Origin of the sequence: Vibrio frigidus (assembly GCF_042465995.1) — a bacterium.
Classification (GTDB): Bacteria; Pseudomonadota; Gammaproteobacteria; order Enterobacterales; family Vibrionaceae; genus Vibrio.
In genome coordinates this window covers 1-23,778 of the sequence record NZ_JBCDMC010000021.1, presented here as the reverse complement: position 1 = coordinate 23,778, position 23,778 = coordinate 1, and the positions used below count along the sequence as shown (strand labels likewise).

General features: G+C 41.7%; 13 protein-coding genes and 2 pseudogenes. 8 read left to right on the top strand and 7 right to left on the bottom strand.

Annotation, left to right across the window (positions count from 1 at the left end; all coding sequences use genetic code 11):
* The first annotated feature begins 236 nt into the window (after positions 1-236).
* The 4 genes from potA to AACW90_RS21965 all read left to right on the top strand — a co-directional run bounded on the left by potA (position 237) and on the right by AACW90_RS21965 (position 4,126).
* Positions 237-1,352 (top strand): spermidine/putrescine ABC transporter ATP-binding protein PotA, encoded by a 1,116-nt coding sequence (gene potA, locus AACW90_RS21980; protein WP_390238976.1) that lies wholly within the window; start codon positions 237-239, stop codon positions 1,350-1,352.
* The gene (gene potB / locus AACW90_RS21975) at positions 1,336-2,190 is read left to right on the top strand and encodes a spermidine/putrescine ABC transporter permease PotB (protein WP_390238974.1); all 855 of its coding nucleotides are present in this window, start codon (positions 1,336-1,338) and stop codon (positions 2,188-2,190) included. The genes potA and potB overlap by 17 nt, the downstream gene beginning before the upstream one ends.
* A 2-nt stretch (positions 2,191-2,192) precedes the next feature.
* Entirely contained in the window at positions 2,193-2,969 is a 777-nt protein-coding gene (gene potC / locus AACW90_RS21970) for a spermidine/putrescine ABC transporter permease PotC (RefSeq protein ID WP_390238972.1), read from the top strand.
* A gap of 116 nt (positions 2,970-3,085) precedes the next feature.
* Complete coding sequence (locus AACW90_RS21965) at positions 3,086-4,126, top strand: extracellular solute-binding protein (RefSeq protein WP_390239039.1); 1,041 nt, start codon at positions 3,086-3,088, stop codon at positions 4,124-4,126.
* A 127-nt stretch (positions 4,127-4,253) separates the two neighbouring features.
* On the opposite strand, the gene cobB is transcribed toward AACW90_RS21965, so the two are convergent.
* The 4 genes from cobB to AACW90_RS21945 all read right to left on the bottom strand — a co-directional run bounded on the left by cobB (position 4,254) and on the right by AACW90_RS21945 (position 10,197).
* Positions 4,254-4,985, bottom strand: coding sequence for a Sir2 family NAD+-dependent deacetylase (gene cobB, locus AACW90_RS21960; RefSeq protein ID WP_390238970.1), 732 nt, complete (start codon positions 4,983-4,985; stop codon positions 4,254-4,256).
* Between the two features lie 141 nt (positions 4,986-5,126).
* Positions 5,127-6,347 carry an ammonium transporter gene (locus tag AACW90_RS21955; protein WP_390238968.1) on the bottom strand — a complete coding sequence of 407 codons (1,221 nt, stop codon included), beginning with the start codon at positions 6,345-6,347 and terminating at the stop codon, positions 5,127-5,129.
* Between the two features lie 379 nt (positions 6,348-6,726).
* The gene (locus AACW90_RS21950) at positions 6,727-8,745 is read right to left on the bottom strand and encodes a sensor histidine kinase (protein ID WP_390238965.1); all 2,019 of its coding nucleotides are present in this window, start codon (positions 8,743-8,745) and stop codon (positions 6,727-6,729) included.
* A 12-nt stretch (positions 8,746-8,757) separates the two neighbouring features.
* Entirely contained in the window at positions 8,758-10,197 is a 1,440-nt protein-coding gene (locus AACW90_RS21945; RefSeq protein ID WP_390238962.1) for a sigma-54-dependent transcriptional regulator, read from the bottom strand.
* A gap of 187 nt (positions 10,198-10,384) precedes the next feature.
* Between AACW90_RS21945 and mobA the strand changes: the two are divergent.
* The 3 genes and pseudogenes from mobA to AACW90_RS21930 form a co-directional block, all read left to right on the top strand.
* Positions 10,385-10,954, top strand: a pseudogene (mobA, locus tag AACW90_RS21940) (molybdenum cofactor guanylyltransferase MobA); the annotation flags it as partial.
* A 6-nt stretch (positions 10,955-10,960) separates the two neighbouring features.
* A pseudogene (mobB, locus tag AACW90_RS21935) lies at positions 10,961-11,476 on the top strand (molybdopterin-guanine dinucleotide biosynthesis protein B); the annotation flags it as partial.
* Between the two features lie 8 nt (positions 11,477-11,484).
* Positions 11,485-11,745 carry a DUF2960 family protein gene (locus tag AACW90_RS21930; protein WP_195703298.1) on the top strand — a complete coding sequence of 87 codons (261 nt, stop codon included), beginning with the start codon at positions 11,485-11,487 and terminating at the stop codon, positions 11,743-11,745.
* Positions 11,746-11,999: 254 nt separating this feature from the next.
* On the opposite strand, the gene nagK is transcribed toward AACW90_RS21930, so the two are convergent.
* On the bottom strand, positions 12,000-12,914 hold the full coding sequence (nagK, locus tag AACW90_RS21925) for an N-acetylglucosamine kinase (protein ID WP_390238960.1): 915 nt from the start codon (positions 12,912-12,914) through the stop codon (positions 12,000-12,002).
* A 152-nt stretch (positions 12,915-13,066) separates the two neighbouring features.
* Entirely contained in the window at positions 13,067-13,840 is a 774-nt protein-coding gene (locus tag AACW90_RS21920) for a tRNA-uridine aminocarboxypropyltransferase (protein WP_390238958.1), read from the bottom strand.
* 85 nt (positions 13,841-13,925) lie between these two features.
* Between AACW90_RS21920 and AACW90_RS21915 the strand changes: the two genes are divergently transcribed.
* Positions 13,926-14,711, top strand: coding sequence for a sterol desaturase family protein (locus tag AACW90_RS21915; RefSeq protein ID WP_390238955.1), 786 nt, complete (start codon positions 13,926-13,928; stop codon positions 14,709-14,711).
* Between the two features lie 59 nt (positions 14,712-14,770).
* Here AACW90_RS21915 and AACW90_RS21910 read toward each other — a convergent pair whose 3' ends face one another.
* Positions 14,771-23,704, bottom strand: coding sequence for a DUF5801 repeats-in-toxin domain-containing protein (locus AACW90_RS21910; protein ID WP_390238952.1), 8,934 nt, complete (start codon positions 23,702-23,704; stop codon positions 14,771-14,773).
* Positions 23,705-23,778 lie beyond the last annotated feature (74 nt).

The following is a 23,778-nucleotide window of genomic DNA, read 5'->3' as shown; positions in this document are numbered from 1 at the left end:
ACACAAACTTGTTTATGTTTATTAACCAATGCGTAGAAACAAGTTGAAAACTCAGGAAAAGAGCATTGCTTTAAGTTATTAATTTGTCAGTTCATTGACGAAAAAGACTTTGAATTACTAAAATAGAAGATTATTATTCGATCAATATTGATACCTAATTAATCTCACTTCCGCGTTTTAGCGCATGGTTAATCAGTTATCGTACGGTTTTTCAATGTTACGGAGCAAACTACGCGTTGAATCAGATTACATCGTCCCCTACGCCCGTTGTCAATTTGGGCTGCATATCAAAAAGTTTTGATGGAAAACAAGTCATAAATCGTCTCGATTTAGAAGTCAATCATGGTGAGTTTTTAACTATATTGGGTCCATCAGGATGTGGTAAAACAACGGTACTAAGATTAATCGCGGGCTTTGAACAAGCCGATGCCGGTGAAATATCAATCGACGGTGACACTGTCACTCATGTACCATCAGAACATAGACCCGTTAATACCGTCTTTCAAAGCTATGCGCTTTTTCCTCATATGACGGTATTTGAAAACGTTGCGTTCGGTCTCCGAATGCAAAAAGTGGCTCTATCAGAGATAAAACCGAGGGTCCTTGAGGCGCTAAAAATGGTTCGCCTCGAAGAATATGCCTCGAGAAAGCCCCAGCAATTATCTGGAGGACAGCAACAACGTGTTGCTATCGCAAGAGCTGTGGTGAATAAGCCGAAAGTATTGTTGCTTGACGAGTCTTTATCAGCACTCGACTACAAACTTCGCAAACAGATGCAGATCGAATTAAAGCAGTTACAACGCAAGCTTGGTATCACCTTCATTTTTGTTACACATGATCAGGAAGAAGCTTTATCTATGTCTGATCGTATTATTGTTATGCGTGATGGCATTATTGAACAGGACGGCTCACCTAAAGAGATATACGAGGAGCCCAAAAACCTATTCGTCGCTCGATTTATTGGTGAAATTAATGTGTTCAAAGCCAAAGCGTTAAGACGTGTCGATGAGAAGCGCGTACTTGTGGAAATAGATAGCGTGGAGTCGACCATCTATTTCGACGGTGACTTTAAACAAGGTGAGGAGCTACAAGTCCTCCTACGCCCAGAGGATCTTCGATTAGAAGAGATTACAGAATCTGAATCTAAAGGCATCGTTGGTCATGTGTTAGAACGGACTTATAAAGGGATGACATTAGATTCGGTCATAGAGTTAGAAAATGGTGATCGAGTCATGGTCAGTGAGTTCTTTAATGAAGATGATCCCGACGTCGACCACTCTCTAGGTCAGAAAGTGGTTGTCACTTGGGTAGAAAGTTGGGAAGTGGTATTGAAAGATGAACAACAAGTTTAACCTACAGAAAGCAATCATTGTCTTAATCGTTGTTTGGTTGACGTTGTTTGTTCTTCTGCCTAACCTGATGATTGTTGGCACCAGTTTCTTAACAAGAGATGAAGCCAATCTAATTGAAATGACGTTCACTCTGGGCAACTATGCCCGCTTGTTTGATCCGCTATACGCTAAAGTATTGGCGCACTCTTTTTATATGGCGATTATTGCGACGCTTTTATGTTTGATCATCGGCTACCCATTTGCCTACATCGTGGCAAAAATGCCCGTTGATAAACGCCCTATTATGTTATTTTTAGTTATCGTTCCTTTTTGGACAAATTCATTAATTCGTACCTACGGCTTAAAGATAGTACTTGGCACTCAAGGCATCTTAAATAAAAGCTTGCTCGCGTTAGACATTATAGAGAAACCAATTCGTCTTATGTATACAGAAACCGCTGTCATGATCGGACTCGTTTATGTTCTGTTGCCATTTATGATATTGCCACTCTACTCCGCTATAGAAAAGTTGGATAACACATACATAGAAGCAGCAAAGGATCTTGGTGCCAATAAAATTCAAACTTTTATGAGCGTCACCTTGCCGCTCACCATGCCTGGTATTATTGGAGGTTGCCTGTTGGTTTTATTACCCGCGCTTGGTATGTTTTATGTGTCCGATTTACTCGGGGGCGCAAAAAACTTGCTCATTGGCAACGTCATAAAGAGCCAAGTTTTAAATAGTCGAGATTGGCCGTTTGGTGCTGCTACTAGCATCGCATTAACGGCATCAATGGCTGTGATGCTGACTGTCTATTACAAGGTTGGGAAGATGCTCAACCGTAAGGGAGAGTTTTAGCTATGAAACGTATATTTCAATTCAGCTTCGTCAGTCTAGTGTATCTATTTTTATACCTGCCTATTTTCGTTCTCATCATAAATTCATTTAATGTCAGTAAATTTGGCATGAAATGGGGAGGATGGACGCTGAAATGGTATGAGTCCTTGGTTAACAACGACAGTTTGATGCAAGCGGCATGGCATTCTATCAATATCGCCCTCTATTCTGCGACCGTAGCAACCATCTTAGGAAGCTTAACTGCCGTGGCCCTGTTTCGTTATCGCTTCAAAGGTAAAGGTATGGTTAACAGCCTACTTTTCATTGTCATGATGTCACCCGATATTGTTATGGCGATATCGTTGCTCGCTCTGTTTCTAGTCATAGGTGTCCAGTTAGGCTTTGTTACCTTATTTATTGCACACATTACCTTTTGTTTACCATTCGTTGTCGTTACGGTATACAGCAGATTAAATGGATTTGATGTCAAAATGTTAGAGGCGGCAAAAGACCTTGGCGCGAGCGAGTGGATAATCTTAAAACAGATAATATTTCCATTAGCAAAACCTGCTGTAGCCGCTGGCTGGTTGCTTAGTTTTACCCTCTCATTGGATGATGTCATTATTAGCTCCTTTGTCACGGGTCCAGCTTATGAAATATTGCCGCTCAAAATATACTCCATGGTCAAGGTTGGGATATCGCCTGAAGTGAATGCATTAGCAACATTGATGTTGGTTGTCTCTCTAATTTTAGTCGCGCTTTCTCAGATTATCGCGCGAGAAAAGACGAAGTCGATTTAATTCGATTGCAAAGTAATTAACTTCGTTTAAAATTCACGTCGAATGATGTATTGCATAACGAATGATTCAGAGAGAATTACTCTTTGGACAGAAAAATCAACATGGTTGGAAAAATGATGAATAACTGGTCTAAAATTATTTCGAGCACGCTTTGTGCCGCGACACTATCAGCAAGTGCTTTTGCTGCTGATAATGAACTCTATTTTTATAACTGGTCTGAATACATTCCAAATTCAATCTTAGAAGACTTTACCAAAGAGACAGGTATCAAAGTCATTTACTCAACCTATGAGTCAAATGAAACCATGTATGCCAAACTCAAAACACAAGGAAAAGGATATGACTTAGTTGTTCCTTCCACCTATTTTGTTTCTAAGATGCGCAAAGAAAACATGTTGACGGCAATAGACAAAACGAAGCTATCGCATTTCAAAGATCTCGACGAGAACTACCTAAACAAGTCTTTTGATCCAGACAACACCTATTCCATTCCTTATATTTGGGGAGCAACAGGTATCGGCATCAATACTGATATGATGGATGCAAGCTCTATCACAGGCTGGGATGACTTCTGGGATCCTAAATGGGAAGGCCAGTTGATGATGATGGATGACTCTCGTGAGTTCTTCCACATTGCTTTGGTTCGCTTAGGCTACTCTACTAATACTACAAACCCAGACGAAATAAAGGCCGCGTATAACGAGCTTAAAAAGCTGATGCCCAATGTACTCGTATTCAACTCAGATTTTCCTGCAAACCCTTATTTAGCGGGTGAAACAGCCGTGGGTATGCTCTGGAATGGTTCCGCCTATATGGCACGCCAAGAAGGCGCAAACATTGATATAATCTGGCCCGAAAAAGGGACCATATTCTGGATGGATAGTTTATCTATTCCTGCTGGAGCGCAAAACGTCGATGCTGCACATAAGATGATCGACTTCCTATTACGACCAGAAAATGCGGCCAAGATAGCCCTCGAAATTGGCTACCCAACGCCAGTCAAATCCGCTTATCCACTTTTACCTGAAGAATTCGCGAACGATACGAATATATTCCCACCTCAAGAGGTCATGAATTCGGGCTTTTGGCAGGATGAGGTTGGCGAAGCAAGTGTTCTTTATGAAGAGTATTTCCAAAAACTAAAGATCGAACAATAAGACATTTCTGCAGCAATAAAAAAGCGGCTTAAGCCGCTTTTTTATTGCTCTACCCTATCCCTAAAGCCAACCTCTTTCTTTCCGCATTTATACTTCTATACCCGTTAGAGGTCCAGAACCTTGCGGTCTAAGCGCTTTTGGCATCTTGGTGGCTAAGCAACTCCGCAACCAGTTTTGGTACTTCTATACTGGCTTTACCGTATCTCTTCTCTTCAAACTCACTTTCAACCGCTGATGGCTCTAGGTTTATTTCGACTGTGTGAGCGCCATGCATACGCGCATCATGTACAAAGCCAGCCGCAGGATAAACCACACCAGATGTCCCAATAGAAATAAACAGGTCAACTTCCTCGAGCGCGGAATAGATATCGCCCATGCGAAGAGGCATTTCACCGAACCAAACAATGTGTGGTCTCATCTGTACAGGGATCTGGCAACAATGACAGAGCTCTCCCGTTTCAATGTCATCTTTATGTTCAACAACTTGCGAAGATTCTGAACAGCGCGCTTTTAGAAGCTCACCATGCATATGAATAATATTCTTTGTGCCGCCTCGCTCATGTAGGTTATCAATGTTCTGCGTAATAACCGTCACCTTTCCATCCAACTCTGCTTCTAAACGCCCTAAAGCTTTGTGGGCTAGATTGGGTTTTATCTCTTCACTTTGAAGTTTACGACGTCGCTTGTTATAAAAATCTTGTACTAAATCAGGGTTGGCATGAAAGCCTTCCGGTGTGGCGACATCTTCAATTTTATGGTTTTCCCAAAGCCCATCTTGTGCACGGAAGGTTTTGATTCCAGACTCAGCGGATATCCCAGCACCAGATAATATAACGATATTTTTATATGGAAATGACATTGAACTTCCCTTTTGCTTTGTTATTCATCTATAAGTAAAGTTTAGCATTTAGGAAATACCACTTATAGTGCAAGGTTTTAGACTATAGTCGAAAAAAAACGACTAATTAGCCGTTTTTTTCAAGAAATGAGAACTCGCTGTTTAATCCTCATTAATAGAGCTTATTTTATGTATCGCTAAATCCGCCCCCTTAAACTCATCTTCTTCACTCAATCGTAGGCCAACAAATTGATTGAGCATGCCGTAAACTAAACCAGCCCCTATCAATGCAACCGAAATGCCCATCAACGTACCCATAAATTGAACGGTAAAGCTAATGCCACCTAAGCCCCCCAGAGCCGTCTGGCCAAAGATACCCGCAGCAATGCCACCCCAAGCACCACAAACGCCGTGTAATGGCCATACACCTAGTACATCGTCAAACTTTGTTTTATTTTGTATGTAGGTAAACAGCCATACAAACATACCACCCGCAATCGCCCCCGTTACCAGAGCGCCAATAGGATGCATTAAGTCAGACCCAGCACATATAGCAACCAGACCCGCTAAAGGACCATTGTGGATAAATCCTGGGTCATTTTTACCAACAACTAGTGCCGCTAGAATACCTCCCACCATGGCCATCAATGAGTTCATCGCTACTAAACCACTAATCCCATTTAGTGTTTGAGCGGACATGACATTAAATCCAAACCAACCAACCGATAGAATCCAGGCACCAAGAGCTAAGAACGGAATATTCGAAGGTGCAAAGTTTGTGTGCTTGCCCGCACGGATACGCCCTTTACGCATACCTAGAAATAGTACGGCAACAAGTGCAATCCAACCACCTACACCGTGCACAACGACAGAGCCAGCAAAATCATGGAATCCGGCGCCAAGATTAGACTCAAACCAAGATTGAACACCAAAATTTCCGTTCCAGATAATGCCTTCAAAAAGTGGGTAGATAAAGCCAACGGTAAAAAAGGTGGCAAGCAAAATAGGATAAAAACGCGCACGCTCAGCGATACCACCTGAAACGATCGCAGGAATAGCGGCGGCAAAGGTAAGCAAAAAGAAAAATTTGACTAACTCGTATCCATTACCGGCAGACAAGGTTTCTGCACTTGAGAAAAAATTAGCATCATAAGCGACCCAATAACCAATAAAGAAATACGCTATTGCTGATACACCAAAATCAGCAAGGATCTTAACCAGTGCATTCACTTGATTCTTCTTTCTTACTGTACCGACTTCTAGGAAGGCAAAACCAGCATGCATCAGAAACACCATTATTGCGCCCAATAACAAAAAAAGCGTGTCTGAGCTCTCAGTTAATGTCTGTACTGCGCCATGAATTTCGTTAGCGGAAATACTCATTCTAAATACTACTCCATGTATATCGCACTATTACTGTGCACTTTGTCTGTTTTCTAACCAAAATGGTTATCTACTCTATTGGTTGTTGACGAAGCAAGTAGTGTTCCAAAAAATGAGTCTATTAAAATTATAAGATGAAGATACATATCACTCTGTTTTAAAAGGATATATTTGAAATTAACGGAAATTATAAAACTAGAACTCCAAATTGGTTGCCCCATAAAGGTTCATTAAGCACCAAATTGATCCATTCATTAATCATTCGTGATGCGCCAAAATGGGACTAAAAATAATAAGGTGCTCGGAAAGCAAAGCAAGCAGACAAAGGCTAGCCTACTCGGCATTCAGCTAATTTGGTGTCAGGGTGACGTTTTAAGGGTTAGCGTTCTATTTCTTCAATGGGGTCATCAAGATCGAGCATCACGTATTTTTTTAAGAATATGCTGAACGTTGAGCCAATACCAACTTTTGATTTTACCTCAATTTTACCGCCTATTTGGTTGATCAAACTCAGCGATACAGCCATCCCCAATCCAGTGCCATCAGATTTGGTCGTATAAAATGGTTTAAAAACATTTGCTATCTCTTCCGAACTGATCCCACAGCCTTTGTCTTGAATATGAATTATTGCACCATTAACTTTTGAGTCTACTAACCAGTCTTCGGTAAAGATGCCTAGAGAACCCGTGCCCTGCATCGCTTGTATGGCGTTCATTAATACGTTTATGATAATCTGCAATAGTTGATTACGATTACACTGTACCGTCTCACTTTCTGAAAAATGAGTAACAAAATCGATGTTCTTAACGTAAGTACCCGTTCTAACGAGCGTGATTGCTTTTTGCAGCACATCTGAAATTGATTCATCCGTCAACATTTCTAGTTCATTGCCAACGCGACTATATTGCAACAGGCTTGAAGTTATATTGGTTATCCTATCTATCTGATTCACAATATTTTCTAACTCATTTGCAACAGATGGATTCTCATTTGCAAAATCGAGCTGCAACAACTGTATATTGCCTAAAATTACCGTGATTGGATTGTTTAACTCATGCGCAATACCCGCAGTGAGTTTTCCAAGAGCCGCGAGTTTCTCGTTGTTAATTAACTTGTCTCTCGTTACATTGAGTAATTCAATATGTTCTTCTAGTTCTTGAGTTTTCTGATTTAGGCTCGCAGTACGAGAAGCAACTTTATATTCGAGTTGGTCGGCTGCACTCTGTATTTCATTCTCTCTTTTCTCAAGTTGATCTAACATGCTGTCAAATTGTGAGCCTAATTGCGCTAGCTCATGTTCCTGATCAAGTTCAAGGTTGCCGATACGCCCATTTTTACCATTTTTAATCAACTTAACCGTGCTGGAAATACGCTGTATAGGATAGAATATCTCATTGGTATTTCGGTACACCAGAATCGCTAATATCAACAATACCAGCAAAATGGCACATGAAATTTCAATCAGGTGAACGACGTAAGATTCAACGAGAGGCCATACCTCATAACCCGTATAAAAAATACCCACTACCTTCCTTTGATGGTCATACACTGGTTGGTAGGCAGAGATATACCAATCGTCAAAAACGAAGGCTTTATCAATATAGTTTTCACCCCGTTCTAAAACGGCCTCTTTCACTGTGTCTGAAACTCGCGTACCTAGCGCACGTAACCCATTCGATTTTGAAATTACATTGGTACTGACACGCACGTCTCCTAAGAATATAGTGACCGTCCCGTGCTCTGAATTTTGTTCGCTCGTAAAAGGATAAATAAGATCTCTATACTCATCGACAACAGAAAGATTATTGTTTAAAAGTATGCCTCCGTCGAGGTAACCAAGTAAACGCCCATCGTTATCCCGCACTGGATAGATGGCTCTACTAACAAAACCATCTGTTAAAGGTAATAGCTCTTGTTGAATCGTAATACGGGCTTTATCTGCCAACCCCGTTCTGAGTTCATTAAGTTTGTTTGCGGTCAATATGTCAAAAAATGCCGGGATCTGGGTGCGGGAAATATAAGAGAATTCAGTCTCTATTTTGTCTGCTGGTACCCAACTTACAAAATCAAAGTGTTGAAATGGTTCGTGTGATTGAATCCAATGATTTATCTCATCGGAGCTACTATTTGTATCATGAAGTTGTTGTTTAAAACGATATGAATCTGAATAACTCCGCAATAACTCGTTTTGCCTTTCCTGCATTGTTTTGATGTTGAATTCAACAATATTAAGTTTCTCAGACACGTCTTGAAGCGCATTTTGCCACGTGTGATTGACGGTCCAATAAAAACTAAAGGCAATCAGTGAGAACAATGTAGTAATGATTGGCAAAAAAATTAAAATAAAAAGGCGATACCTAAGTGTTGTCCTTATTTTCTCCTTTATTTTGCTATACATGTTAACACCCGTTTATGTACCCCATTCTTTAAATTTTCTATCTAGTGTTTTTCTGGATATTTTAAGTTTTTTAGAGGCGGCCGTTTTATTACCATCGCAGCAATTTACAACCTGCACGATATGCGCTTTCTCAACCGCCTTAATTTCCCAGTCATCAGGATAACCAACTATTTCTTCATCCATTACCATTGGCAATGAGTTGTTACCACCGATATTTATAACCTGTCGGTGTTTATCTAACGTTGGGTTATGGGATATTTCATGCCAATGGTGTGCGATCGAATTTCCGGTCAGAATACAACGCTCTATTAAATTGCGCAGTTCTCTGATATTTCCAGGCCAATGATAGTTTTGCAGCGCATCAATCTCTCCACTGCCCCATCCTGGTACTTTTACACTCTGTTCGTTTGCTAAAAGCTTCGTAAAATAGGGAATCAGCTCGATCAGGTCATCGCTTCGTTCTCTTAAAGGGGCAACATGAATACTTAAAACGTTTAGACGATAATACAAATCTTGTCTAAACTCGCCTTTATCCACCTGAGTTTTTAAATCCTTATTCGTCGCCGCTACGATTCTTACATTGGTCGTAAATATTCGATTGGCACCTAAAGGTCGCACGACCCGCTCTTCAAGTACTCTCAACAGGGCTGACTGCATGTTGTGGGGAAGTTCACTTACTTCGTCTAGAAACAAGGTTCCGCCATTTGCGATTCTTAATAGTCCATCACGGCATGTATTGGACGTATGTGCATCGCAATATCCAAACAATTCGTTAGCCAAATTAGCCGCATCCATTGCACCACAGTTCAAAGGTACAAATGCGCCACTGCGACCACTTCGTAGGTGTAGCTCGCGGGCAACTAACTCCTTACCCGTCCCAGATTCACCTTGTATTAACACCGCCGCATTAGATGGTGCATATTGATTAATCTGCTTGTCCAGTGTGCGGCTCTGAGCTGAATTACCAATAAGTTTGGCGGGTCGATATCGCAAGACGTCCCTTTTTAAGGCCGTTATATTTCTTTTTTCAATTCGATTATCAATGCATTTCTTAACCGCGCAATAAATTTGATCAATATTAAACGGCTTAAGTATAAAGTCGCTTGCGCCAAGCTTTAGTGCTTTGATAGCCATTTGCAGGTTTGCATAACCTGTAATGAATATGACGTCAGTGCTATTGGACCCGTTTTCAAAGACTTCATGCCAGTCCATACCAGAACGGTCTGGAAGATTGATATCCAGCAATACCAGATCATATTGATTTCTTTGCCTAAGTTGCTCAGCTTGCCTGATAGTCGACGCTGTATCGATCTGCCTAAAAAGCCGACTTAATGCTTTAAAAAGAAGATCGCAGATGCCATCTTCATCGTCGACGATTAATATGGATATTCCTTGATATTGCACATCAATTGGAAAGGGATGGTCTGTGGTATACTTCGCGGTTGTTGGCATATAAGACAACTAATATTAGGGTTTAAAGACGTAATTGGCAAAGACACTCATTGCATAGCGAAGATTATATATAATAGCTATCTGTCATGCTAGTTACTATTCAACCGATTGAGTAAAGTGTAACCTACATTTATATTAGTTATTGTTTAACAACACATTTTAAATTACACAAAAAATAAGAACACAAATGCATAACAATTCTTTAAGTTGGGTTATATTGGCTGGCGGCCGTGCATCCAGAATGGGCGGCAGCGATAAAGGCTTATTAATGCTCAAGGGTTCGTCTCTTGTAGAAACAGTGTATTCACGTTTAAGCGATCAAATTGAATTGATCCGCATAAACGCAAATAGAAACCAAGCAAGTTACCGTAAACTCGCCGAAGTACACAGTGACCAGATAGACGGTTTTCAAGGCCCGTTAGCTGGCATTCACGCGTCGCTAAACTCTTCTAAGACACAGTGGGTTGGTTTTACTCCCTGTGATACACCAAACATCCCCAGCGACCTTGTTCGTCGACTGAGTGCTAAATTAGATTCAGATGTTGATGTTTATGTCGCGCATGACGGTAAACACGCTCAACCTGTATTCAGTGTTTGGAACAAACATGCTCTTCCTAAACTAGACGCTTTCTTGCAAGCGGGAGACCGAAAAATAAAACTACTATTAGATAGATGTAATACTGAGTATATCGACTTCTCCGATAAACCAGAGACTTTTGTTAATCTAAACACGCCAGAAGAACTTACTCAATTTGGTAATAAAATGCAGAGACCTACGCTACCGTTACTTGGATTTGCCGCTTATAGTGGAACAGGAAAAACGACACTTTTAGAAGCTATACTACCGAAAATCAAAGCCCATGGTGTTCGAGTTGCCGTGTTAAAGCACGCGCATCATGATTTTGATTTAGATACACCTGGAAAAGACAGTTATAGACTGCGTAAAGCGGGCGCGGATCAAATGCTTATCGCCTCCGGTAACAGGCATGTACTATTTACTGAAACACCAGATAAAGAAGAAAACTTCGAATATCTATTAAACATGTTTGACCATTCCAAATTAGACCTTATCCTTGTAGAAGGTTGCAAGACACTCTCCTTCCCTAAGATCGAGCTTCATCGAAATGAGGTTGGTAAACCTTGGTTATACAACCAAGATCCAGACATTATTGCAATCGCAGCCGATGCAAGAGTTGATAGCGCACTACCACAACTTGATATTAATGATATTGACGGAATAAGTGAATTCGTCATTACTTATGTAAACCAGTTTAACAAGGGATAAAAATGGCCAGAACCATTCTTTATGTATACAAAACAGAAGAAAAAACACTCACATTTTCATATGAAAAGCACCGCACCATTCAAGAAGCCGTGGCGGAAGCTGAAGGCCTAGATATTTCTGACTTCCTAAAAATGGAACAGCAGATAGAGGCCGTATCTACAACCAAAGCGGTAAGAGATTACCGAGATAATTACTTTAAAAAGCTTGGTTTTGGCAAGATTACGTTGGCAAAAAAAGAGAATCGCGGTGTAGGTGAAAAGTAATATTAATCGTTTAAACCAATCTAATTAGACTGTCCTCGCGAGAACTCAATTCTAAGATTCCCGTTTACACGTAATGCTGTTCGATTAGTGCTAAATACTTCGTCATTCCCGTGAAAACGGGAATCTTGGTGACATATTAGATCCCCATTTTCATGGGGATGACGTTGGTTTTCGTGGAAATAGATCAATGTTATTCTAAGATGAACCACCTTAAACTTCATACGGAGAGTTTGCGTTTTAGGCGGCTCAACTCGTTACTTAATATTCAAGAATGCAGCACCGCGCACACCGCCAGAATCGCCATGTTTTGCCTTGATGATTTTAGGGCACTTAGCAACAGACATCAGGTATTTAGGTATACGCTTTGGCAGTTCTTGGTACAGTAAATCATAGTTTGATAAACCACCGCCTAATACCACAACATCGGGGTCAAGACCGGTAAATAGATTAGCGAAACAGATTGCCACTAATTCCATAAAACGTTCAACGTGCTCAACTGCGTTTGCGTCGCCTTCAGCTTGTGCCTTAATTATGTCAATCGCTTTCTTTTTCTCACCATAGTAATGGGCATAAAGTAATTCGAATCCACGTCCGGAAAGATAGTTATCTAAACAGCCTTTTTTATCGCAACCACATTCTAATAAGGGTGCGGTACCGGTATCACCTAAGTGAAACCATGCATCGATAGGAAGGCGTGTGTGCCCTACTTCACCGGCTACATTGTTGTGACCAGAGAAAATTTTTCCATCAAAAACAAAACCGCCACCAAAACCCGTACCTAAAATCAAACCGATAACGGATTTTTCATCCTGCAATTCTTCGTCCCACGCTTCTGAGAGCGCGAAGCAATTCGCGTCGTTTTCGATCAGGACTTTGCGGCCAATCGCACTTTCGAGATCACATCTTAATGGTTTACCTTTCGCCGCTTTGATGTTTACCGTTAATACTGTTCCATCGTCTGCATTTTCCATTCCTGGAAGCCCCAAACCTACGGTTCCTTTGGTCTCAAACTGTTGGTCGTATTTCTTAACCATTCCCGCGATCGTATCGACCAATAATTGGTAATCGTCACCCGGTGTTGGAACGCGCTCTGTTGCTACGCGTTCAAGTTTTTCGTTAAATGCACCAAATTCAATTTTAGTGCCGCCGACATCAAAGCCGTAGTACATGGTTCTCTCCTAATGAAAGATTCCAAATAGGGAATCAAAAAGTAAATAGTAAAACGTTGACATTATCCACAACACCTGTGCTACATACCGTGACCTGAGCCAAGTTTTGCTGGGCTATAATGGTTAGTTCGTCAGTATATAAGCGTCTTATATCATGCTGTTAATGCGACATAGTTAGTTGATGCGACGTGGTTAGTTAATGCGACATAGTTAGCTAACGCAGGCCGAGAAAGGTCTGCACCCATACGTGTCTTGGTCAATAGATAGCTTTCTCTAAATAATTCAAACCATAGACGCAAATTATGCGCTGCTTTATCTTCTCCAACCATTTCCAATATGATATTGGCTACTTCTGCAGTAGAAAGGTGGTTTTCATTGTCTGACTTTCGCATTACATACTGAGACATTATGTCTGGCTTTATCGATACTACAGGTAGCGAATCTAGATAAGGTGACTTACGAAATATCTTTCTTGATTCTCGCCAACTGCTATCAATAAACACCAATAGTAATCGTTTACCGCCAGGTTTTGCAGTTAATGTTACCAAGTCTGAATGCTCCAATACTCTCTTACTATCAATAACATACTCTTCGGGAAAAACAATAATCGGTTGATAACATGTTGAACTGAGTAGCGCGATCAGTTCTTTTTCAGGTTCTGTTCTGTTCCACTGAAAGGTATAGGTATCTTTAATAACGTCCGCAATAAGTCGTCCTGTATTACTTGGCTTTAATACCTCGTTTTTGGACATCAAAATGAGAGCGGAAACATTGCTGTCGATATCCGGTTGATAAGGACATATACAGTATATTTTTGCTATCTGGCAATACTGACATCGCACTACCTTAGAACCACGCGCGTTGAAGGCTTTGGTCGAGATAGAGTGTCTATGTTCAATGAGTTTATGAACAGAGTGAATTCGCATGTTTATATTTTGATCATTTAATAGTAGAAAGTTATGCCGATTGTACTTAGAGTAACGGTAATATCAAATACATTAGGCATTACTCATGAAAGACCCAGAGATTATTCGTCTAGCATTTTTTGTTTCCGCGTTCGGCCTGTTTGCTATTTGGGAATGGCTCAAACCCCGAAAAGCACTAACCCAAAAGAAATCGATACGGTGGATAAACAACCTAAGCCTGGTTATATCCAACAATGTTGTGCTCGCAGTGATCATGCCTATTCTTGCTTTTCAGGCAGCACAATTCTCAGAGGCAGAATCGTTCGGTCTGTTTCACCTCATTGATCTCCCGTTTTGGCTAACCGTCGTATTGTCCGTTGTAATTTTAGATATGGCTATCTACCTTCAGCATATGTTGTTCCATCGTGTCCCTCTTCTATGGCGATTACATAGAGTGCATCACGCAGATCAAGATATCGACCTTACGACAGGTTCTCGGTTTCACCCTATTGAGATCGTACTCTCTGCTTGGATTAAGATTGGATGCGTAATGCTACTTGGTGTTCCCGCAATAGCCGTTGTGATTTTCGAAGTAATATTGAACGTCAGTGCCATGTTCAACCATAGTAATGCCAGAATGCCATTGGCCTTAGATCGTTGGTTAAGAAGGGTTGTCGTTACGCCTGATATGCACCGTGTACATCACTCTATTGTTGCAAAGGAAACGCATTCAAATTTTGGCTTTTTCCTTTCTATTTGGGATAGGTTCTTTAAAACCTATATTAGCCAACCAACTGGCGGCCATGGCGGCTGCGTTATTGGTGTGCCCGAGTTTAGGGAGCCCAGAGAACAGTATTTAGATAAGATGCTTACTCAGCCATTTAGGGTGTAGATAAAAAGAGGGCTCCTATAGGAGCCCTCTTTAATCAGTCTATCTTAACTAAATCTTTGTTATCCAAACACATGCGCATCAAAAAGATCATTGACTAAATCAGTACTTGTACTAGAGAAATCAGCCCCTAGACCTTGCACAACAATTGTTTGCGTTACCACATCTGGACTGTCACCTGTGATAAGCAGATTTATATCGTTACCATTATCACTAACGGTAGCGCTAACATGTTCGCTTAGGAAGTGTTCTAACGTTTCGTTTTCATTTTCGCTCAACAGATCTGACAGGTTGATGGTATCACCCTCGGTTGTACTAAAGTCAGTGATAATATCTACGCTATCGCTGACAAAATCTGATTGAGTCCAAATAAACTGATCTGCACCGCCAGCACCGGTTAAAATATCATCGCCTGCTCCGCCTATTAATAGGTCGCCACCTGCTCCACCTACGAGTATGTCGGCTCCGTCCGTACCAAGTAACATAGTGGGCTCTTCAGAAGCGACGATCAATTGCGGATCACTATCAACATCAGGCGTATTGTCTTCAACGACAACGATATTAACGTTGGTTGGACTGCTCTCCACTGATACTGCACCCGACTCTGCTGCTATCGCAACAACGGACAAGGAAGCTGAGCTTTCTAAACCAACGATTTCCGCAGAATCCAAAGCATCTGCGTCGATATACCACGAACCACCACTCAACGTTGCACCCGTCACAGAAGCGGTGTCTGGCAAGTCAGAAATACGTATTGTTATGGTTTCGTCCGTATCAACATCTGAGGCGAAGACCAGATTAGCATTCAATCCGATAAGCGGAATACCAATAGCCGCAAGGTTACCGGAAACACTGGTTCTGATCTGCTGAGTTTGCAACGCAAGTTGTAGCTCAGGAATGCCAGATACAACCGGTGCAATAGTGATCAACGCAGTGTCTGTATCCAGTTCTATCGTACCGACAGAATCATAATTTCCGCCGTCATTTGTTACCATCGTCAAAGTATCGGTCGTAGAAGTGTTGCCACTACTAACCGTGTAGAAAACCCCTTCACCTTCATCCGAGGCAGATAATAGTTGATTTACTTCTGAAATTGGACCTTGAATAATAATCTGATTAGGATCCGAAGTATCAACGGTGACATTCAACAATGAACCTGGTATTACGGAAGTGAGAGTGCCTTGCAAGGTGCTTAACGTCACCGTTATCGGTGTTGTCTCAGGTCGCGTTGCATAGTCGATATCCTCTACACTTAATCCTGTCAGTTTCGTGACACTGCCTTCATCGACAGCCAAGCTATCAAACAGTGTATTCACTGGCGCGTCGTTAACGGCATTAACCGTGATATCAAAATGGTAGGTATCAGCGTCATGCTCATCCGCAACACCGGCGTCAGTTCCATTGTTTCCGCCATCGTTAACATCAACGCTGACAGATACCGTACCGTTAAAATCCGGGTCCGGTACAACAGTAAACCCTGTTGTGAGCAATGCATTAATTTCGGCAAGTGAATTCGTTAACGTATAGGTTCTGTCACCGTTATCCACTACCCAACTTGGTGAGCCATTGAACGTGACCGTACTATCATTCACAGACAGAATTGCCACATAATCATTGATTGCACCAGGGTCGTTAGAATCTATATCGGCAATTTGAATGTTATCGATTAGAATAGAGCCGCCTTCGTCAATCACGGCTGGGGTATTATTGTCGACTTCTATCGTTGGCTTGTCATTAATTGGATTGACCGTGATATCAAAACTGTAGGTATCAGCATCGTGTTCACCGGCGACACCGGTGTCCGTACCACTGTTTCCGCCATCGTTAACATCAACGCTGACAGATACCGTACCGTTAAAATCCGGATCCGGCACAACAGTAATCCCTGTTGTGAGCAATGCGTTAATTTCGGAAAGCGTATTCGATAACGTATAGGTTCCATCACCATTATCCACGGCCCAAGAAGGCGAACCGTCAAACGTAATATGGCTGTCATTCACCGAAAGAATCACAACATAATCGTCTAAAGCGTCAATATCTGCTGAATCTGGATCGGCGATTTGAATATTGTTAATTAGAATCGAACCATCTTCATTTATTTCGGGTGTATAGGTATCTGGTGCTTCTATGATTGGCTTGTCGTTTATCGACTCTATATCGAGCGTGATAGGAGTAATGGTTGATGGTTCGCCAAAGCTTACGTTTGTCCCCGTACTATCACTATCGATCGTTCTTACCGAAACAAATATTTGAGACAATCCAGAACCATTGTCCGGCCAATTGTTGCTATTCCAATCCGCTGAGTTGAACGTCACTTGAGTGACAGGGCTATCCGCGATGATTGTCCAAGTTCCATCAGCATTTAATTCAACCGAATCGGCATCTGCTAATGAAATCAACGCGCCTTCAGGAACACCGGATATCGTAATTTCAATTTTCTCTACGTCGTTTTCGGTGTAATCCAAGGTACCAGACGCGGCTTCTAGGCTATCTTGGTTATCGACGGTTTTCGCGTTGATGGCTAAGACAAAGTCCTCGCCTTCCGTTCCTGTTGCTGTAGCTACTACCCTTGTATCGATGTCATCACCTTTCGGTAAAACCGTAAGTTCGATAGATCCGGTTTGTTCTACTGGAATGTCAATGGTTTCTTCTTGAGTGTATACAACATATTGTAGATTAACTGTACCAGAAAAATCTTCTGCCGGAACAATCTCAATTCCGGATAAATCTAGGTCAGCGGCATCTATATTGCTACCCTTGAGTTGAATGCTCCATTCACCATTACCATTGTTTTTCACAGCGTATAGACCGGTAGATCCAGCATTCACTTGTAACTGAAAATCATCGGGAACATTAGTGAGTTTGATTGATACAAATTGCTCTGAACCGTCAGAGTCATCAAGACGTAGACCGATATTTTCTAACGATATTGCACTATCTTCATCACCCGATATGGCTACGTCGAGTAAACTACCATCAGCGTTTGCGGTCTCGACCCCATCAACCACCGCGATAATATCAAAACTAACCCTACCCAAGTCAACATCAACGGGCACCGCACCATGGTTTACTTGTTCAGTACCACCGTCCACATCAAATATTGTGGTGTCGCTCATTGTGCCAGATAATTCAAGCTCAACAACGACGCCACCTAGATCGTGATCAGGCGTAAAAATCAAATCATTGAGCACGTCTTCAGCACTAACACCATTATTCAATTTAGACGCATCAATATTAACACCTCCATTGACCAAAGTAAGCGCGCCAATCCCGTAGCTGTCCAGTGAGCCTTCAAAAGATAACGAGCCCAAGCTTGGGTCAACGAGTTTAACGTCTAGAGTATCAAGAGTCTCAATACCGCCTTCGCTCTGGAGTGATGAACCATCTAATTTATCAAACGTCAGGTTTAGGTGGATGACGCCATCTTCATAGGCCTTACCTGCCAAGACTGCTGCTGGTTCGTTATCGGTAAAGCTATCCGTAGTTTCGACGACTAATGTTGTTTCCTTTATACCGTCAACAACAGGGGTAACTTGTACTGGTAGATTCAACGTTGTGATGTTTTCATCACCTGACGTCTTATCCGTAATAACAACAGTGATCGGCAGTTTAAAATCACCTGAATAATTATTAGGCAATGTGAGCATTAAGCTTTCATTTGTTACGAAGCTTCCATCTGCATTGAGTTCGAAATCGATTGCGAACTTTCCATTATCGAAGTTTTCTTCACCATTAATCGTTAAACCGCCTAATGAGACAAATGGTTCAATCGAGGTGTCAATAACAATTGAAACAACATCATTTTCAGCATCTGTACCTTCAAATTTGAGTATTCCCAAATCCTTAAGCTGCTTCATTAAGTCAATAGAGTTATCTTCTTTGCCAACAATAACCGTATCTGGGGTAATAGCTGGGTCAGGTAAAAGTGTTGTGGCTAAATCATCTGGTACTTGAGTAGGGTTTGGGTCTGGAAAGACAACCTTAATATCCTTAGACACCTCTTTAGGAGCACTAGTGTCGTTTTCTGCGTCCACGTCACCTAAATCGACAACTTGAGCTCTAATCGTAACATTTAGCTCATATGGTTCTGCTTCTTGAACCCCAAACGCGTCAAGAGCATAAAGCCCATCAGGTGCCTTAATAGAAAAAGAATTCTCGTCTGTGACAGTCCATGTTCCATCGCCATTATCTATAGCACCGACAACGAACAATTGATCCATTAAATATTCATCAGCTACGGTCAAAGGGTCCGACAAATTTAAATCGATGACAATTTCTGACACTTTCTCATCGGAAGATGGATCAAGGTCTTCGAATCCTAGAGAAATATTATTTGCCATAGTGCCAGCATCAGTAGTAAAGCTAATATCACCATCGCTAACTCTATAAATACCGTTATCATTATCTATACCAGTGTCATTAACCGTATTGTCAGTGATAATAAATTTGGCCCCTTCTTCAACAACTGGGGTGACGTTCACGTCAATAGTACCTTTAACAGATGTTTGCGTTGCTATAACTGCAGCATCGTCAACATCGATTTCTTTGATAGTCAGTTCTGTTTTCAGCTCAAAATTAGCACTAGAGTCTTTTTCTGGTAAAACATCAATACTCAAATTGTCTTTAGTTAACGTAACACCGTCAATGGCGTTGATAACAATTTTATCCGCGGCACTGAAACTGTATGTTCCAGCGACAGCAACCGCACTGCTGCCGTTAACGTAAACCTCATATTGGGGACTCTCAGCTATTTTAATAACTGCGTTAGAAGGGCCACCATCTAACGTCACAGAGGTTATAAATTCATTATCTACCGTTGTTTTATCATCGAGAAGGTTCGGATACCAATTGACGCTTATCGCAGTATCCTCATCACCTGTTGAAGTCGTTGCATAGGTATCTGCGCTGCTTATGACTGGAGTAACTTCTATAAAAATATCTTTTTCTTCTATTCTTGTATTACCGTCATTTTCAGTCACAATTATTTTCGCGATAACGTGTATATCGTTTGTAGAGTTGGCTAATGGTACGATTTTAATATTTGTGCTTGATACATTTGCCTCGTATTTTGGATAGCCGTTTTCAGTACCGACGTAAGTTAAACTGACTTCATTACCTGTAGCGAGGTCGATTATTTTATATTCTCCAGCATCACCACCACCTGCATCCGAAAGAATAATAGAGATCGTTTCGGAGCCATCTCCAGGGCTTACTATCTCACCTGTCTCAATAGCAAAATCGAGCGTAACTTCAGAATTCTCATCGATTGTCGTTTTGATGCCCGTAATCTCATCGCCAGACTGAATTACATTCCACTGTCCGTTACCAACGACAACTGGTGCGTCCGCAATGCCTTTTATATCAACATGAATAACTTGATCCGGAATACTTACATTGGTGTCAACCGTATTTCCGTTATTAAGGTCCGCCGTGTCTTCAATGGAAGCTCTAACGGTGAAGTCAAAATCGACATTGCTATCTTGAGGTGGCGTGATGGTTGTGCTTGGATCTTGAATGACATCATAGGTAAAAATAAGGTCAACAGGGTTAGCTACATCAATAACATTGCCATTAGAATCCAGTTCTAATCCTTTTCCATCGGCATTAACGATCAGCGTGATAGTTTCGCTGCCATCTATGTAGCTAAAGACACTTCCCTCAGGTAGGCCTATTAACTCGATATAGGCTTGTTCAGAATTATCGGTGAGGTCATCGAACAGATTCACGGTGATATGGTCTTGGGTTAAGAATGCCGTGTCTTCATCAACATTGACACGACTTACGATTAACTCACCCTCATCGGCAACAGGGAGTACATCAATAATCACGGTATCCGTTATGTAAGCTTGTTCTTTACCAGCCTCAACTAATCTATTGTTGTTGTTCTCTGTTGATATTGCCGTTACTTCAAGTTCGATGACACCACTAAAATTGTCTTCTGGATTGACTTGCAGTGTTTTGACCTGTTGAGAGGTGACGTTGTAACCCAATACAACGTCGCCGTTCGGTAATGTGATCGACTCCGCGACTAAAATTGTACCATCGGCTAGTTCAAGAGTATGGTTCGAATCACCGTTTTTAAAGGCCACAACATAAGTAATCGTTTCGCTATTATTATCTTGTGTTACTGCCTTGATATTTAAGACTATATTACCTTCGTCTTCCGTCCCTGATTCATAGGTGTCTAGGTTCCGCCAAGTAGGTGTATCCGCAATAGCGTAGACGTCTATGGTTAATCTTCCAGAGATGGTTTCTAGTTCTACACTACTATTATCATCTGTTCGCGATATCACAGCGCTGATGTTATATTTAAAGCCGTTACTTCCACTTGACCTATCATTCGTCGGCACAAAGTACAGGTTATCTAAAGACAATTTGTCGCCATCAAGCGAAGAAGATTTTATTTGGTTTGCTGTTAATTCACCACCGGAGACGGCAATATAGTTTCCATAGCTATCTAGATAATAGAAACTGCCATTTGGGTTGTTAGAAACCGAAAAGGAATGTAAGCTTTCATTGGAGTCAAGGTCACCGACGTTTACCACGAAATCGACTTTAATTGGGGCATTTGTGGCATCGACGTTGTCATTGGCATTCACGACATTATCAGAACCAACGATCGCGGTGTTACGGCCAGCATCTTCCGTTCCTGATGCACTCAGTGTTTCAATAGTAGATGTGCTATCAGAAATATGGATATTTATAGGGGTTGTTGACGTATCACCATCCCTGTCAGTCGCCGTAAACGTGATGGGAATATCAAGTCCGTCGACGCCAGTATCGATGTCTTTTCCAAGGCTTGTGTAAGTTACTTTGCCTCCAGGTTTGACCTCTAACGTTCCAATCTCTTCGCCTTTGAATATGATCGTATAATCGCTTTTACTGTTGGTTGTCGAATCCAGTCTTAGTTCTACCTCTGAGTTAGCAGGACCTGAATATTCCGTCTCTGTTATTTTCCCTAAATCAGCGCCTCGATGGTTATCAAGTTTCCCGTCGTTATCGTCATCCACTGCGACGAAGATATTAATGCTATGGCTTCGAGTACTGCCTTCTGCTAATTCAATTACTTGGTCGGATTCAATTACTGGTACGTCGTCGACGATGGTGACACTAAACTCATTTGTCGCGACGTCGCCATCTGTATCTGTCGCAATAACTGGCACGATGAACGTAACTTCATCATCATTTCCATCAGCTTTAGAGTGTGTAATTGCTCGTACTAATTCAAAGTTAACCTGACCAAAAGTATTCGACGTGTCATCGTTATTTACAGTCACATTAATGATGACATCTCTTACGTCACCATTATTCTTTAAAGTAACACCTTGATAAACACCGACAGATACCTCTATAAATACAACTTCTCTTCCACCAGAAAGGATCGGTTCTGCGTCTAATAGGGAATTAAGCTGCACTAAATCTACTTCGAATGTCTCAATGTTGTCGACATTTTGGGTGACACTGATCATCGTTGAATCATGCTCAGTCTCCAAGTAATCGGAACTGCCTTCAACTTGGCCTGACGCTTTGTCTATGCCACTTTCTTCTAATCGGACATTTTGAATGTTGGAAATTATTGGGTCGGAGCCATCCGTTATGGTAATTCCGATCTTGGCCGCATTCGTTACTGTGTCATCATCCGTATCGGTAATATCAACACCGATGACCAGCTTATTGCTATCACCATCGCCATTAATCTGTTCAATCGCTTGATGCTGAGTAACACTGTAAGTGCCATCGATATTGATAGTTGCAGACAGCACATAATTAGCCGCATTACTGCTGTCTGAGCCAGTATAAACGACCACCTTAGTACCATTTTCAACAATGGCGACATTGGTATCACTGTTGTTGCTAGTTAACTCTCCCCACGTGCTATCTAATAACACATTACTGTTAAACGTAACTGATTGGATATCATCACTGCCTTGAACAACCGCAACAGTTAAGTCATCGCCAGTAATCGTTTGAGGACCTTGCGTCTCCGTAAAGGCAACGTTGCTATCAGTCGCGGTTGCGAGCGCACCGTCCGCTATCGTGATGTTGATATTGGCGGCATTTGATACGGTGTCACCATCGGTGTCAGTAACATCCACTCCGATGGTTAGCTCATTAATATCGCCATCACCGTCAACTTGTTCTATCGCTTGATGTTGAGTAATGCTGTAGGTGCCATCGATATTGATGGTCGCTGACAGAACATAGTTAGCGGCATTACCGCTGTCAGAGCCAGTGTAAACCACTACTTTGGTCCCGTTTTCAATAATGCCAACGTTGGTGTCATTGTTATTACTGGTTAATCCTGCCCATGTATCGTCTGATAATACGTCGATATTGAACGTGACTGATTGAACTTCGTCACTGCCCTGAACAACCGAAACGGTCAAATCAGCACCCGAATCATCTGTACTTATCGTTTGACCACTTCGCGTTTCAGTCAAGGCAATATTGCTATCCGTCGCCGTCGCTAAGGCGCCATCTGTTATGGTAATTCCGATATTCGCCGCATTCGATACCGTGTCACCATCGGTGTCAGTAACATCCACTCCGATGCTCAAAACTGTCTTATCTAACGGCTGATTATTTTGTTCTATCGCCTGATATTGTGTAATGCTGTACGTACCATCAATATTGATGGTCGCCGACAACACATAACTAGCGATGTCGTTGCTATCATTGCCCGTATAAACAAGAACGGTTTTGCCGTCATCGCTCACCTTCACTGAAGTCTGTTCGTTATTGCTGGTTAAACTGTTCCAAACCTCATCATTTTCAACAGCGGTGTTAAAGGTAACTGATTGAACATTATCACTACCTTGGACAACAGCAACGGTTAGATTTGCACCTAAACTGTCGGTACTAATAGTTTGTGGGGCTTGCGTTTCCGTTAAGGCAATATTGCTGTCAGTCGCCGTCGCTAGGGCACCATCGGATATCGTAATCCCGATATTCGCCGCATTCGATACCGTGTCACCATCGGTGTCAGTAACATCCACTCCGATGCTCAAAACTGTCTTATCTAACGGCTGATTATTTTGTTCTATCGCCTGATATTGTGTAATGCTGTACG

Excerpts from the sequence above, each read along its gene's own strand:
- potB (WP_390238974.1), top strand. The coding sequence starts at position 1,336 with ATGAACAACAAGTTTAACCTACAGAAAGCAATCATTGTCTTAATCGTT.
- potC (WP_390238972.1), top strand. The coding sequence starts at position 2,193 with ATGAAACGTATATTTCAATTCAGCTTCGTCAGTCTAGTGTATCTATTT.
- AACW90_RS21965 (WP_390239039.1), top strand. The coding sequence starts at position 3,086 with ATGAATAACTGGTCTAAAATTATTTCGAGCACGCTTTGTGCCGCGACA.
- cobB (WP_390238970.1), bottom strand. The coding sequence starts at position 4,985 with ATGTCATTTCCATATAAAAATATCGTTATATTATCTGGTGCTGGGATA.
- AACW90_RS21955 (WP_390238968.1), bottom strand. The coding sequence starts at position 6,347 with ATGAGTATTTCCGCTAACGAAATTCATGGCGCAGTACAGACATTAACT.
- AACW90_RS21950 (WP_390238965.1), bottom strand. The coding sequence starts at position 8,745 with ATGTATAGCAAAATAAAGGAGAAAATAAGGACAACACTTAGGTATCGC.
- AACW90_RS21945 (WP_390238962.1), bottom strand. The coding sequence starts at position 10,197 with ATGCCAACAACCGCGAAGTATACCACAGACCATCCCTTTCCAATTGAT.
- AACW90_RS21930 (WP_195703298.1), top strand. The coding sequence starts at position 11,485 with ATGGCCAGAACCATTCTTTATGTATACAAAACAGAAGAAAAAACACTC.
- nagK (WP_390238960.1), bottom strand. The coding sequence starts at position 12,914 with ATGTACTACGGCTTTGATGTCGGCGGCACTAAAATTGAATTTGGTGCA.
- AACW90_RS21920 (WP_390238958.1), bottom strand. The coding sequence starts at position 13,840 with ATGCGAATTCACTCTGTTCATAAACTCATTGAACATAGACACTCTATC.
- AACW90_RS21915 (WP_390238955.1), top strand. The coding sequence starts at position 13,926 with ATGAAAGACCCAGAGATTATTCGTCTAGCATTTTTTGTTTCCGCGTTC.